Here is a 12,651-nt window from a genome sequence, read left to right as displayed (position 1 = left end):
CGGTCGGCATGCGGGTTTCCGAATCGTATATTGCCGAGGCGGCGTGGACTATAAATGGATGGGTGTACCGGCGCCTGCCGGGCGTCCGCGCGTCTCGCGCGGGACGTCGCCGCGACTGCCGGGGGAGGTGCACCTTGGTTCGCCAGACGCTTGCTCGCGCCGTGCTTCGCACCGCGTTGATCGGGGGCGTATTCGCCGGCATTTTGTCGTCGTCGCCGCCAACCCGTGCCGGGACCGTCGCCACGCCCGCCACACCGCCCGTCATGAAAAGCAGGCCCGCCGCCCGCGCTTACTCGATGCCGGTCGACTTCCCGGCGATCGTCGACCGCTACGGCCCGGCGGTCGTGACCATCACGACCACCGGGCCCGACCAGCAGCCCGGCGGCCCGTCCTTCGCGATCCTCGATCCCGACGATCCGCTGGCCGGGTACTTCCGCCGCGGCGCGCAGCCGCCTCCGCCCATGCCCGGGCAGGGCCCGCAGGCCCCGCCGCCCGATACGTCGCCGCGCGCGATCGCGGGCACCGGCTCGGGCTTCATCGTCAGCGCCGACGGACTGATCCTGACGTCCGCGCATGTCGTCGCCGACGCGACCGACGTGACGGTGCGACTGGCCGATCGTCGTGAGCTGAAGGCGACGGTGCTGACGGTCGATCCGCAGACCGACGTCGCGGTGCTGCGCGTCGACGCGACGAAGCTGCCGGTTGTGCGCATCGGCGATTCGGCGCGGGTGCGGGCCGGCGAACCGGTGATGACGATCGGCGCGGCGGACGGCTCGGGCAATACGGTGACAGCGGGCATCGTCAGCGCGACGTCGCATCCGCTGCCGGACGGCAGCGCGTTTCCGTTTCTCCAGACCGACATCGCGGTGAATCCCGACAACTCGGGCGGTCCCGTGTTCAACCGCGCGGGCGAGGTGATCGGCATCGCGGTGCAGGTCTACACCGGCGCCGACCGCTACGCGAGCACGACGTTCGCGATCCCGATCGCATTCGCCATGAAGGTGCGGGCGCAAGCGCAGGCGCAGATGCGGACCAACGCGCAGGCGCAGCGCGCGTCGACCGGCAACGCGCTGGGCGTCGACGTCCAGGATGTGGGCGCCGGGCTGGCCGCCGCGTTCGGTCTGCCGCGTCCGGTCGGCGCGCTCGTCAACGGCGTCGATCCCGGCTCGCCGGCCGCCGCGGCCGGCGTGAAGCCCGGCGACGTGATCGTGCAGCTCGGCGACAAGCCGATCGGCCGGTCTGCGGAGCTGAACGACCTGGCCGCCGCGTTGCCGCCTGGCGGGAAGGTGCCGCTGCGGCTGATCCGCAACCGCGCGTCGATGCGGCTGACGGTCACGGGAGCGGCGGCCGGTGACGCAATCGACAACGAGACTTCCAACGCGACCTACAACGCGCCCGCGACGGGCAGCGCAGGCACGGGAGCGGCTGCCGGCGCCGCCGGCGTGGCGACGGCCGCCGCGCGGCCGGCCGACAGCGGCGATCGGCTCGGGCTGACGATGCATCCGCTGAGCGATGCCGAACGGCGTTCGACCGGGCTCGCGGTCGGGATGATGGTCGATGCGGTGCACGGGCCGGCGGCGCGCGCGGGCATCCGGCCGGGCGATGTCGTGCTCGAACTCAACGACACGCTGCTCGAAACGCCGGAGGACGTGCCGGCGCTCGAAGCGAGCGGCGGCGTGATCGCGGTACTGATCCAGCGCGAGAACGCGCGCAAGTTCGTGTCCGTGCGGGCGCGGTAGGGCGTTGACGGGCGCGGTGCTGACCGTGCGCAACGCGGGTTATGCGCCTTTGGTCGTGATGTTGCTGTCCGCGGCAATCGCGTTGGCGGCGGCGGGGTGCATCCGGATCTTCGACGCACGCGAACAGGATGCGTGATCGACGGCAGGCATGAACGGCATGCCGATCCGGCGCGATGGCTTCGCCGCCCGGATCGGCAGGGATCGACGCAACGGCCGTCGGATGGACGGCGCGTTGCGTGGGCCTGGATATCCCCTTACGGCTTCGCCCCCATCACGAATTCGAACGCCGCCACCCCATCGACGCCGCCCGTCACGCGATCGCCCGGCTGCAGCGCGCCGACGCCCGCCGGCGTGCCGGTGAAGATCAGGTCGCCGGCCTTCAGCTCGACCGAGCGCGACACGTACGCGATCACGTCCGGCACGGCCCAGATCATGTCGGCGAGATCGCCTTGCTGGCGCGTTTCGCCGTTCACCGCGAGCCAGATCCGCCCGCTTGCCGGATGGCCGGTGACGCTCGCCGAGCGCAGCGCGGTCACGGGGCCCGACGCGTCGAAGCCCTTCGCCCAGTCCCACGGCCGGCTCAGTTTCTTTGCCTCGGCCTGCAGGTCGCGGCGCGTGAGGTCGACGCCGACGCCGTAGCCCCACACGTGCGACAGCGCATCGGCCGGGTCGATCGACCGGCCGTCCTTGCCGATCGCGACGACCAGCTCGATTTCGTGATGCAGGTCGCTGGTCAGCGGCGGATACGGGACGGTGCCGCCGGCCGGGACGATCGCGTCGGCCGGCTTCGTGAAGAAGAACGGCGGTTCGCGGTCGGGATCGGCGCCCATTTCGCGCGCGTGATCGGCGTAGTTGCGGCCGACGCAGAACACGCGGCGCACCGGAAAGCGCGCGGACGACTGATCGACTTCGACGGAAGGACGCTCGGAAGCGTCGATGACGTATGCGGACATCGGATGGCCTCGTTCGATGGAAAGACGGATGCCGCCGCCCGCGCAGTGCACCGCGGGCCGGCATGCATGGAACGATACCCGACGGATGCGCGCCCGGATGCGACGCAACTGCGTTTTAACCGGACAAATCTACGCGTCGCCGGCCACCGGCGCCGCGTCGGCGTCCGGCAACGCGGCGTTGGCGTCCCGGTACGCCTTCGGCGACACGCCGACCCGCGCGCGGAAGCGCCGCGCGAAATACCCTTCGTCGCGGAAGCCGACCGAGCGCGCGATGTCCGCGATGCGGCGGCTCGTATGCGCGAGCAGCGATTGCGCGAGCGCGATCCGGCGCTCGGTCACGAGATCGGTGAAGGTGCTGCCGGTTTCCTTGCGCACCAGGTGCGCGAGGTAGTTCGGCGACAGGAACGCGGCCTCGGCGGTGGCCGCGAGCGTCAGGTCCTCGCGGGTCAGGTTCGCGCGCACGTGGCGCAGCACGCGCGCGAGTGCGTCGCGCCGGCCCGCGCGCTGGGCGCCGCGCTGCGCGAGCTTGTCGAGCGCGCCCGCGTACTGCGTGCAGACGAGCCCGATCAACTGCAGCAGGTAGCCGCGCAGCAGCGTGGTCGAGCCGAACGTGCGCACGCGGTCGGCGTCGAGCATGCACAGCGCGAGGCGGCGCGCCTCGTCGAACGCGTCGCCGGTCAGGATGAAGTCGAGATGTTCCTGGAAGCGGAACGGCGTCAGTTCGGGAAAGCGGTGCGCGGGAACGTCCTCGAGATCGAGCGGATCGACGTCGAGATCGGCGCGCAGGAACGCCTGGCTGAAGTTGATCACGATGAAGTGCGCGCCGTCCGGATGCGGAATCAGGTGCTCGCGGTGCGGCAGCACGAACGCGAGCGCGCCGCGCGGAAACGGCCGCGTGACGCCGCCGATCCGCTGTTCGGTGTCGCCGCCGAGGTTGAACTGGATCTGGAAATACGCGTGACGGTGCGGCTCGGTGATCGCCTGGCGCGACGCCTGGTCGCGGATGTAGAAATCGAGCCGGTCGCTGCGTTCGGGCATCCCGTACAGGCGCGGCGGGGCGATGGAGGGCATGAAGGATTCTGCTGTTCGTGACGCGGTTGAGCCGCGATGGTACAGCGAACCGCGCGCGGCCGGAATCCGCCGGTCGATCCGCGCGGGCTGTCGGATGGCGCGGCGCTCGGCCGGGCGACGGCGAATTACGTTGCCGGATGAAAGCCGAGATAGCGGCAGCGCGTGCCGGCCTCGTCGTTCGCGAGCCGGCTGAATGCGCCGACCGAGCGGAGCGTGTCGGCAGTCGCGGCGCGATTCGTCAGCAGCGTCCACACCGGCGCCGCGCGATCGTCGGCCACTGCCTGCGCCGCCGCCGTGTATGGATCGGCCAGCGCGCTCAGTTCGCACAGCAGCCGGTCGGCAGGCGGCGCATGAATCGCGAAGCCTTCGTTCGCGACGGCCGCGGCATCGATGCCGAGTGCCGCACACAGTCGCGCGCGCAGCGGCGCCTCCGCCGCGCTGGCTTCCCGCGAGCGCGCGATGTTCTCGCGCGTCTGCACGTCGACGATCATGCCGTGGCGGGCGAGCGGCGCGTGCTGCCAAGCGTCGGGCGGGCACTGCTTGCCGTCCGGCATCAGCGGCACGAACGGATTGACTTCGGCCGGGTAGATCCGGCACACCAGCGGCCGTTCGTCGTAGATGCCGCAGCGCAGGTCGTCGCGCAGGTTCGGGCACGGCCCCGCATGGGATGCGGTGAGGATGGCGGTGACACGTATCGGCAGCGTGCCGCTGAGCGCGGGCGACGAACGTGCCCGCTTGTACGCGGAGAACGCGTCGTCGGCGGCCGGTTCGACGGGCCAAGGCATGGCGTCGCACAGCAGCTCCACGTGGCCGCCGCGCCGCAGCCACGCAGCGGCTTCGGCGACGGTCAGCGGAATGCGCAGGTCGTGGCAGCAGCGGCCGCAGCCGGTGCATGAAAAGTCGATGTCGTTGTGATTCATGTCGATGGGAAGCGCGGTGCGAGCGGCTGCCGTCAGCCCGCCACCAGCGGCGCGACGCGCCGGCGCAGCTCGGGCACGACCTCGGCGTCGAACCACGGATGATGTTTGAACCACGCCTGGTTGCGCGGCGACGGATGCGGCAGCGGCAGCACGTCGGGGCCATAGTCGCGCCACGCCTGCACGGTGTCGGTCAGCGTCGCCTTGCGCGTGTCGCGCAGGAAATGCCGCTGCGCGTATTGGCCGATCAGCAGCGTGAGCCGGATCGACGGCAGTTCGGCGATCAGCCGGTCGATCCACAGTCGAGCGCATTCGGGGCGCGGCGGGTTGTCGCCGCTCGCGCCGCGGCCCGGATAGCAGAAGCCCATCGGCACGATCGCGAAGCGCGTCTCGTCGTAGAAGGCGTCGGCGTCGACGCCCAGCCAGTCGCGCAGCCGCTTGCCGCTCGCATCGTCCCACGGGATCCCGCTTGCATGGACGCGGGCGCCGGGCGCCTGCCCGACGATCAGGATGCGTGCGTCGCGATGGGCGCGCACGACGGGACGCGGGCCGAGCGGCAGATCGGCTTCGCAGGCGCGGCACGCGCGGATTTCAGTGAGCAGCACGTCGAGCGGCGTGCGCGTTCGTTTCGGCATCGATTCTGAACGGGGACGGAAGGGGCGGCGCGGCGGCCGGCCGGCGCATCGCGCCACGCGTTCCGCGGGGCGCGGCATCGCGCGGTGCGTCGACCCGGCGGCCCCGCGGCGCCGGCATCCCGCGTATCGGGATCACGCGCCCGCTGAACCGCCTTCGGCGACCGCAGCATCATACAACGCCGTCTGCGCGATCGCCGCGGCGATCCCTGCGTCGTCGTGCGCGCCGTCGAGCATGCCCCAGCGCCGGTATTGCGACAGGAACCACTGGCCGTCGCGCGGATCCGGCCGGTTCACGGCGCCGCCGTCGTGGAAGCGGATCGGCAGCGGCGGTTGCGCGAACGGCCCCGCGCCGTAGTCGCCGAGCAGACGCGGCGCGATCAGCCGGGCCGGCACGCCGAGCGCGTCGGGCGACGCGAGCCAGCCGGCCGCCTCGCGACGGTGCGCGGCATCGTCCAGCCACGCGCACGCATCGACGAGCGTGCGGATCAGCGCGCGCGCCGTGGCCGGATACAGCGCGACGAATTCGCGCCGGGCGGCGAGCACCTTCTCCGGATGATCGGGCCAGATCTCGCTCGTGACGGCGACAGTCCGGCCCGCGCCGCAGGCCTCGGCCACCGCGTGCCACGGCTCGCCCGCGCAGAAGCCGTCGAGCTCGCCGCTCGCGAGCGCCGCGACCATCTCGGGCGGCGGAATCACGACGCTGCGCACGTCACGCAGCGGATCGACGCCGTGCGACGCGAGCCAATGATTCAGCCACATCGCGTGCGTGCCGGTCGGGAAGGTCTGCGCGAGCAGCGGCTTGCGGCCGAGCGTCGCGAGCGCCGCGCGCACGTCGCCGCTTTCGCGGTACGCGTCGGCGAGGCCGCGCGCGAACGTGATCGCCTGGCCGTTGCGGTTCAGCACCATCAGCGCGGCCATGTCGGTCTGCGGGCCGCCGATGCCGAGCTGCAGCCCGCACACGAGGCCGTACAGCGCGTGCGCGGCGTCGAGCTCGCCGGTCAGCAGCTTGTCGCGCACGGCGGCCCACGACGGCTGGCGGCTCAGTTCCAGCGTCAGGCCATGGTGCGCGCCGAGATTCAGCTGCTGCGCGACGATCAGCGGGGCCGCGTCGCTCAGCGCGACGAACCCGAGACGAAGATGCGCGCGTTCCGGCGCGGCGGGAGGCGAAGGTGTCATGGCATTCAAGATTGGGATGACGCGTCGTGCAGTTGCCGGGCGACGTCGACGATGCGCAGCCCCTGATCCATCGCGCGTTTGCGCAGGAACGCATACGCATCGTGTTCGGACAGCTTGCGCTGGTCCATCAGCAGGCGCTTCGCGCGGTCGATCAGCTTGCGCTCGGCGAGTTCGCGCTCGACGTCGGCGAGCCGGCGGCGCAACGCATCGTCGTGCGAGAAGCGCGCGAGCGCGACTTCGAGGATCGGCGCGAGACGCTCGGCCGACAGCCCTTCGACGAGATACGCGCTGACGCCCGCGCCGACCGCCGCGTGAATCAGGTCCTGATCGGCATCGTGACTGAACATCAGCACGGGGCGCGGCGCCGTGGCGTGCATCACGGCGAGTTGCTCGAGCGTGTCGCGCGACGGCGAATCGGTATCGATGATCACGACGTCGGGGCGCTGCTCCTCGACGGCGGCCGGCAGGCGCGCGGGCGTCGCGACGTCGTTGAGCATTTCGTAGCCGAGGTGCGCGAGCGCGTCGCCGAGCTCGCCGATCGGCTTGTCGGTGTCGGTGACGAGCAGCACGCGCAGGCGGAGGGGAGGAACAGGCGTACTCATGAGGCGAACGGCGGCGGCGAAATCGTGGTGCGATGCGCGGATCGGGCGCGGCGGCCGCGTGCGGAAACCGGGCCGCCGCAGCACGCGGCGGTCCGGCGGCCGGCGCCATCGGCACCGCTGTTTTCATGATAGGTGGGCGGCCGGTGCCGCGTGGCGTCGAACATGCTACGCGGCACGGGAGAACGCCGTCTCGATCGCGGCGCCCGCATCCGGCATGCGCTGCACGGCCGCTTCGCCGATTGCGCCGCCGACGAGGATCACCGCCGGGCTGCCGAGCCCGGCTGCGGCCACACCGCATGCGAGACCGCCGAGCGTGCCGGTCCAGCGGCGCTCGTGCGGCGTGCCGGCCCATTGCACGGCGGCGGCCGGCGTCGACACCGGCAAGGCGGCGAGCAGGCCGGCCGCGATGCTGTCGACGCGGCTCATCCCCATGTAGATCGCGAGCGTGGTGCCGGTGGCGCCGAGCGCCGCCCAATCGGGCTCGCCGTGGTCCTGGCGGTGCGCGGTGACGAACGCGACGCCCTGGCAGTGCTCGCGGTGCGTGAGCGAGATGCCGAGGCTCGCGGCCGCCGCGAATCCCGACGAGATGCCGTTGATGATGTCCACCGGAATCGCGGCGGCGCGCAGCGTCGCGAGTTCTTCGCCGGCGCGGCCGAACAGCAGCGCGTCGCCGCCCTTGACGCGCACGACGTGCGCGCCGCGCAGCGCGTAGCGGCGCATCAGCCGCTCGATGAACGCCTGCGGCGTGGAGCGGCAGCCGCCGCGCTTGCCGACGCGGATCACGCGCGCGTGCGGCGCGAGTTCGACGATGCCGGGCGCGACGAGATCGTCGAGCAGCAGCACGTCGGCGGCCGCCAGTGCCTTCACGGCCTTCAGCGTGAGGAGATCGGGATCGCCGGGGCCGGCGCCCAGCAGCGTGACTTTGCCAGTCGTCATGTCGTGTTCCTGTACCGCGTGCGTGCGGCGGTCGAGAGCGTATCGGTGCGCGCGGCGGCGGCGGGCGGTCGAAGCGACCATGGCATCCGGCCGTGCCGTGCACGGGAGGGACGTCGTTGTCCGGTCTGCTGTACCTGCCTGCGACGGCGCGCCCGCTTTGCGGGGACCGCCTACCGGCTCCGTTGCCGGTGTGTGCAATGGATTCAGCAATATCCGGGCCAGCTTGTGCGGACGGTACGGCGCGCATGCCGGCATGCGCCGCCCGATGGCTGCGTCGCGGCGCAGCGCGCGCATCCGGCCCCGGGATCGCGGCGCATGCGATGCCATCTCGGCGTGCATCGCGCCCCGTCAGTGCGCACCGCGATGTCGCACGGCGACAGTGCTGCAGCGCACCACATCTGTGCCTCGATGCATTCCAACGAATCGCGCGCCGCGCGCCGCAAAGATGCGGGCGACGGGCGTCGAGCGTTGCGCGGCGGGGCTTTCGGCGCGATTCGGGCCGACATGGCACGGCGCTTGCGTTAGGTGGTCCGGGCGAATCAACGGCGATTCGTCCGCAGCACCGATTACTGAACGCGCCCGGCAACGGGCTTCTTCATGGGCAACGGCGTCCTACGCATCGGGTCTCTCGACGAGACCGGGTGCGCAGGACGCCGTTTTTCGTTTGGCGGATGACATGACCGACAAAGCTACCCGTATCGATCTCTTCTCGTTCCGCACCGCGCCGATGCGCGCATTCCACATGACGTGGATGGCGTTCTTCGTGTGCTTCTTCGCATGGTTCGCATGCGCGCCGCTGATGCCGCTGATCGCGCGCGAATTCCACCTCACCGCGGCGCAGGTCGCGAACATCAACATCGCCGCGGTGGCCGCGACGATCGCCGTGCGGCTGCTGGTCGGCCCGCTGTGCGACCGCTTCGGCCCGCGTCGCGTGTATGCCGGGCTGCTCGTGCTCGGCGCGATTCCCGTGTTCGCGGTGTCGTTCACGCACGACTATCTGTGGTTCCTGATCTGCCGCCTGGGCATCGGCGCGATCGGCGCGGGCTTCGTGATCACGCAGTACCACACGTCGGTGATGTTCGCGCCGAACGTGGTCGGCACCGCGAACGCGACGACGGCCGGCTGGGGCAACGCGGGGGCGGGCGCGACGCAGGCGATGATGCCGCTGCTCGTCGCGGCCGGCCTGATCCTCGGCTTCGGTGACAGCGCGTCGTGGCGCATCGCGCTGATCGTGCCGGGCGTCGCGATGCTCGCGATGGCATGGGCGTACTGGCGCTTCACGCAGGACTGCCCGCAAGGCGACTTCGTCGCGCTGCGCAAGCAGGGCGTGACGGTCGACAGCGGCAAGAAGGGCGGCTGGGCGAGCTTCTTCGCGGCGTGCGGCAACTATCGCGTGTGGATGCTGTTCGTTACGTACGGCGCGTGCTTCGGCGTCGAGGTGTTCATCCACAACATCGCCGCGCTGTACTACGTCGACCACTTCCACCTGTCGCTGAAGGATGCCGGCTTCGCGGTCGGCCTGTTCGGGATGCTCGCGCTGTTCGCCCGGGCGCTCGGCGGCTGGCTGTCGGACAAGATCGCCACGCGCCGCAGCCTCGACGTGCGCGCGGCGCTGCTGTGCGCGCTGATCATCGGCGAAGGGCTCGGGCTGATCTGGTTCTCGCATGCGCAAGGCATCGGCATGGCCCTCGTCGCGATGCTGACCTTCGGCCTGTTCACGCACATGGCCTGCGGCGCGACCTATGCGCTCGTGCCGTTCATCGACCGCAAGGCGCTCGGCGGCGTCGCGGGGATCATCGGCGCGGGCGGCAACGTCGGCGCGGTGGCCGCATCGTTCCTGCTGAAGGGCGTCGGCGACGTGCAGCACACGCTGAGCCTGCTCGGGCTGGCCGTCACCGCCACCGCATTGTGCGCCATGGCCGTGCGCTTCAGCGAAGAACACAAGGCACGCGAGGCCGAGCTGCGCGATCGCGCGCTGGCCGCCGCGCAAGCCGCGAACTGATCGACCGAGGGAAACGCCATCATGAAACTCATCGTCATCGGCCACGGGATGGTCGGCCACAAGCTCCTCGAATGCGTCGCGGCGCAAGCCGGCGCGGCGGATGCGCTGCAGGTCACGGTGCTCGGCGAGGAGCCGCGCCCGGCGTACGACCGCGTGCACCTGTCGGAATTCTTCGCGGGCAAGTCGGCGGACGACCTGTCGCTCGTCGAGCCCGGCTTCTTCGAACGCCAGCCGCAGTTCGACCTGCGCTTGAACGCGTGCGTCGCATCGATCGACCGCGCCGCGCACACGGTCACGCTTGCGTCGGGCGAGACGCTCGCGTACGACAAGCTGGTGCTCGCGACGGGCTCGCGTCCGTTCGTGCCGCCGGTGCCGGGCCGCGACCGCGCGGGCTGCTTCGTGTACCGAACGATCGAGGATCTCGAGGCGATGCAGGCGTGCGGCGCGCACGCGAAGCGTGGCGTGGTGATCGGCGGCGGGCTGCTCGGCCTCGAATGCGCGAAGGCGCTGCGCGACATGGGGCTCGAGACGCACGTCGTCGAATTCGCGCCGCGGCTGATGGCCGTGCAGGTCGACGACGGCGGCGGCCGGATGCTGCGCGCGAAGATCGAGGCGCTCGGCGTGACCGTGCATACGGGCAAGAACACGCTCGAGATCGTCGACGGTGAAGAAGGTACCCATCGGATGGCGTTCGCCGACGGCTCGCATCTCGACACCGACATGATCGTGTTCTCGGCCGGCATCCGCGCGCGCGACGAGCTGGCACGCGCGTGCGGCCTGGAGACCGGCCCGCGCGGCGGCGTCGCGATCGACGACGCGTGCCGCACGAGCGACGCCGACATCTACGCGATCGGCGAATGCGCGGCCTGGAACGGCATGGTGTACGGCCTCGTCGCGCCCGGCTACGACATGGCGCGCGTGGTCGCGAAGCAGCTCGCGGGCGCCGTCGACGAAGCGGCCGCGGCCGCGTTTGCCGGCGCCGACATGAGCACGAAGCTCAAGCTGATGGGCGTCGACGTCGCGAGCATCGGCGACGCGCACGGCACCACGGCCGGCAGCCGTACCTACCAGTATGCGGACGAGCGTCGCCAGGTCTACAAGAAGCTGGTGGTGTCGGATTGCGGCAAGTTCCTGCACGGTGCGGTGATGGTCGGCGACGCGGCCGAATACGGCACGCTGCTGCAGATGATGCTGAACCGGATCGAGCTGCCGGAGTCGCCGGAATTCCTGATCCTGCCGTCGTCGGACGGCGCGGCGAAGCCCGCGATCGGCGTGGATGCGTTGCCGGAAGGCGCGCAGATCTGCTCGTGCAACAACGTGTCGAAGTCGCAGATCTGCGCGGCGGTGGCCGACGGCGCGACGAGCCTCGGCGCACTGAAGTCGTGCACGGGCGCGGGCACGTCGTGCGGCGGCTGCGTGCCGCTCGTCACGCAGATCATGAAGGCCCAGATGAAGAAGCAGGGCCTCGCGGTCAACAACCATCTGTGCGAGCACTTCCCGCATTCGCGACAGGAGCTGTTCCACCTGATCCGCGTCGAGCGCATCACGACGTTCGGCGAACTGCTCGCGAAGCACGGTCGCGGCCTGGGCTGCGACGTGTGCAAGCCGGCCGTCGCGGGCATCCTCGCGTCGTGCTTCAACGAGTTCGTGCTGAAGAAGGAGCATGCGGGGCTGCAGGACTCGAACGACTACTACCTCGCGAACATCCAGCGCGACGGCACGTACTCGGTCGTGCCGCGCATGGCGGGCGGCGAGGTGACGCCGGAAGGGCTGATCGCGGTCGGCCAGGTCGCGCGCAAGTACGGCCTCTACACGAAGATCACGGGCGGCCAGCGCGTCGACCTGTTCGGCGCGCGCGTCGAGCAGTTGCCGTCGATCTGGGAAGAGCTGATCGCCGCGGGCTTCGAATCCGGCCATGCGTACGGCAAGTCGGTGCGCACCGTGAAGTCGTGCGTCGGCTCGACGTGGTGCCGCTACGGCGTCGACGATTCGGTGGGCCTCGCGATCGACATCGAGAACCGCTACAAGGGCTTGCGCGCGCCGCACAAGATCAAGTTCGGCGTGTCGGGCTGCACGCGCGAGTGCGCGGAAGCGCAGGGCAAGGACATCGGCATCATCGCGACCGAGAAGGGCTGGAACCTGTACGTGTGCGGCAATGGCGGGATGAAGCCGCGCCACGCGGAACTGATCGCGTCCGACCTCGATCGTGCCACGCTGATCCGCTACATCGACCGCTTCCTGATGTTCTACGTGCGCACCGCCGACCGGCTGCAGCGCACGAGCGTATGGCGCGACAACCTCGAAGGCGGGCTCGACTACCTGACCGACGTCGTCGTGCACGACAAGCTCGGCATCGCGGCCGAACTCGAAGCTGACATGCAGCACGTGGTCGACACCTACGAATGCGAATGGAAGAAGGCCGTCACCGATCCGGAAACGCGCAAGCGCTTCCGCCACTTCGTGAACAGCGACGCGCCCGACGCGAACATCGCCTTCGTCGAGACGCGCGGCCAGATCCGTCCCGCGACGCCCGACGAGCGCGTGGGCGGCAGGCCCGTCCGGATTCCGGTCGTCGCCGAATCGGGCAGCGAATCCGCAACCGAATCGGCAACCGTTTGAC

10 protein-coding genes and 1 pseudogene are annotated in these 12,651 nt (G+C 70.7%); 4 read left to right on the top strand and 7 right to left on the bottom strand.

Going from position 1 to position 12,651, the window contains the following annotated elements:
• Positions 1–134: 134 nt before the first annotated feature.
• The gene (locus SB786_RS27635) at positions 135–1,739 is read left to right on the top strand and encodes a trypsin-like peptidase domain-containing protein (protein ID WP_410730274.1); all 1,605 of its coding nucleotides are present in this window, start codon (positions 135–137) and stop codon (positions 1,737–1,739) included.
• A gap of 1 nt (position 1,740) precedes the next feature.
• Positions 1,741–1,875, top strand: a pseudogene (locus tag SB786_RS27630) (Bcr/CflA family drug resistance efflux transporter); the annotation flags it as partial.
• 118 nt (positions 1,876–1,993) lie between these two features.
• Here the strand turns inward: SB786_RS27630 and SB786_RS27625 are convergent.
• The 7 genes from SB786_RS27625 to cobA form a co-directional block, all read right to left on the bottom strand.
• Positions 1,994–2,692 carry a fumarylacetoacetate hydrolase family protein gene (locus SB786_RS27625; protein WP_006761466.1) on the bottom strand — a complete coding sequence of 233 codons (699 nt, stop codon included), beginning with the start codon at positions 2,690–2,692 and terminating at the stop codon, positions 1,994–1,996.
• A gap of 129 nt (positions 2,693–2,821) precedes the next feature.
• Positions 2,822–3,763, bottom strand: coding sequence for a helix-turn-helix transcriptional regulator (locus SB786_RS27620; protein ID WP_410730251.1), 942 nt, complete (start codon positions 3,761–3,763; stop codon positions 2,822–2,824).
• A gap of 125 nt (positions 3,764–3,888) precedes the next feature.
• The gene (locus tag SB786_RS27615) at positions 3,889–4,683 is read right to left on the bottom strand and encodes a YkgJ family cysteine cluster protein (RefSeq protein ID WP_410730250.1); all 795 of its coding nucleotides are present in this window, start codon (positions 4,681–4,683) and stop codon (positions 3,889–3,891) included.
• Positions 4,684–4,715: 32 nt separating this feature from the next.
• Entirely contained in the window at positions 4,716–5,315 is a 600-nt protein-coding gene (locus tag SB786_RS27610; RefSeq protein ID WP_410730249.1) for a uracil-DNA glycosylase family protein, read from the bottom strand.
• Positions 5,316–5,447: 132 nt separating this feature from the next.
• Positions 5,448–6,491, bottom strand: a complete 1,044-nt coding sequence (locus SB786_RS27605) for a CmpA/NrtA family ABC transporter substrate-binding protein (RefSeq protein ID WP_410730248.1) — start codon at positions 6,489–6,491, stop codon at positions 5,448–5,450.
• A gap of 5 nt (positions 6,492–6,496) precedes the next feature.
• The gene (locus SB786_RS27600) at positions 6,497–7,093 is read right to left on the bottom strand and encodes an ANTAR domain-containing response regulator (RefSeq protein WP_410730247.1); all 597 of its coding nucleotides are present in this window, start codon (positions 7,091–7,093) and stop codon (positions 6,497–6,499) included.
• A 165-nt stretch (positions 7,094–7,258) separates the two neighbouring features.
• Entirely contained in the window at positions 7,259–8,029 is a 771-nt protein-coding gene (cobA, locus tag SB786_RS27595; protein WP_410730246.1) for a uroporphyrinogen-III C-methyltransferase, read from the bottom strand.
• 676 nt (positions 8,030–8,705) lie between these two features.
• Between cobA and SB786_RS27590 the strand changes: the two genes are divergently transcribed.
• Together SB786_RS27590 and nirB are read left to right on the top strand one after the other, a co-directional pair.
• On the top strand, positions 8,706–10,031 hold the full coding sequence (locus SB786_RS27590; RefSeq protein ID WP_126225493.1) for an MFS transporter: 1,326 nt from the start codon (positions 8,706–8,708) through the stop codon (positions 10,029–10,031).
• A 21-nt stretch (positions 10,032–10,052) separates the two neighbouring features.
• Complete coding sequence (gene nirB, locus SB786_RS27585) at positions 10,053–12,650, top strand: nitrite reductase large subunit NirB (protein ID WP_410730245.1); 2,598 nt, start codon at positions 10,053–10,055, stop codon at positions 12,648–12,650.
• The last annotated feature ends 1 nt before the right edge of the window (position 12,651 follow it).

It is taken from the genome of Burkholderia sp. SIMBA_062 (genome assembly GCF_046534765.1).
Classification (GTDB): Bacteria; Pseudomonadota; Gammaproteobacteria; order Burkholderiales; family Burkholderiaceae; genus Burkholderia; species Burkholderia ambifaria.
The sequence above is the reverse complement of the archived record's forward strand: the minus strand, read 5'-3'. Positions and strand labels throughout refer to the sequence as shown.

Bases quoted from the DNA above. Each gene is read 5' to 3' on its own strand.
- SB786_RS27625 (WP_006761466.1), bottom strand. From the start codon at position 2,692: ATGTCCGCATACGTCATCGACGCTTCCGAGCGTCCTTCCGTCGAAGTC.
- SB786_RS27620 (WP_410730251.1), bottom strand. From the start codon at position 3,763: ATGCCCTCCATCGCCCCGCCGCGCCTGTACGGGATGCCCGAACGCAGC.
- SB786_RS27615 (WP_410730250.1), bottom strand. From the start codon at position 4,683: ATGAATCACAACGACATCGACTTTTCATGCACCGGCTGCGGCCGCTGC.
- SB786_RS27610 (WP_410730249.1), bottom strand. From the start codon at position 5,315: ATGCCGAAACGAACGCGCACGCCGCTCGACGTGCTGCTCACTGAAATC.
- SB786_RS27605 (WP_410730248.1), bottom strand. From the start codon at position 6,491: ATGACACCTTCGCCTCCCGCCGCGCCGGAACGCGCGCATCTTCGTCTC.
- SB786_RS27600 (WP_410730247.1), bottom strand. From the start codon at position 7,093: ATGAGTACGCCTGTTCCTCCCCTCCGCCTGCGCGTGCTGCTCGTCACC.
- cobA (WP_410730246.1), bottom strand. From the start codon at position 8,029: ATGACGACTGGCAAAGTCACGCTGCTGGGCGCCGGCCCCGGCGATCCC.
- SB786_RS27590 (WP_126225493.1), top strand. From the start codon at position 8,706: ATGACCGACAAAGCTACCCGTATCGATCTCTTCTCGTTCCGCACCGCG.
- nirB (WP_410730245.1), top strand. From the start codon at position 10,053: ATGAAACTCATCGTCATCGGCCACGGGATGGTCGGCCACAAGCTCCTC.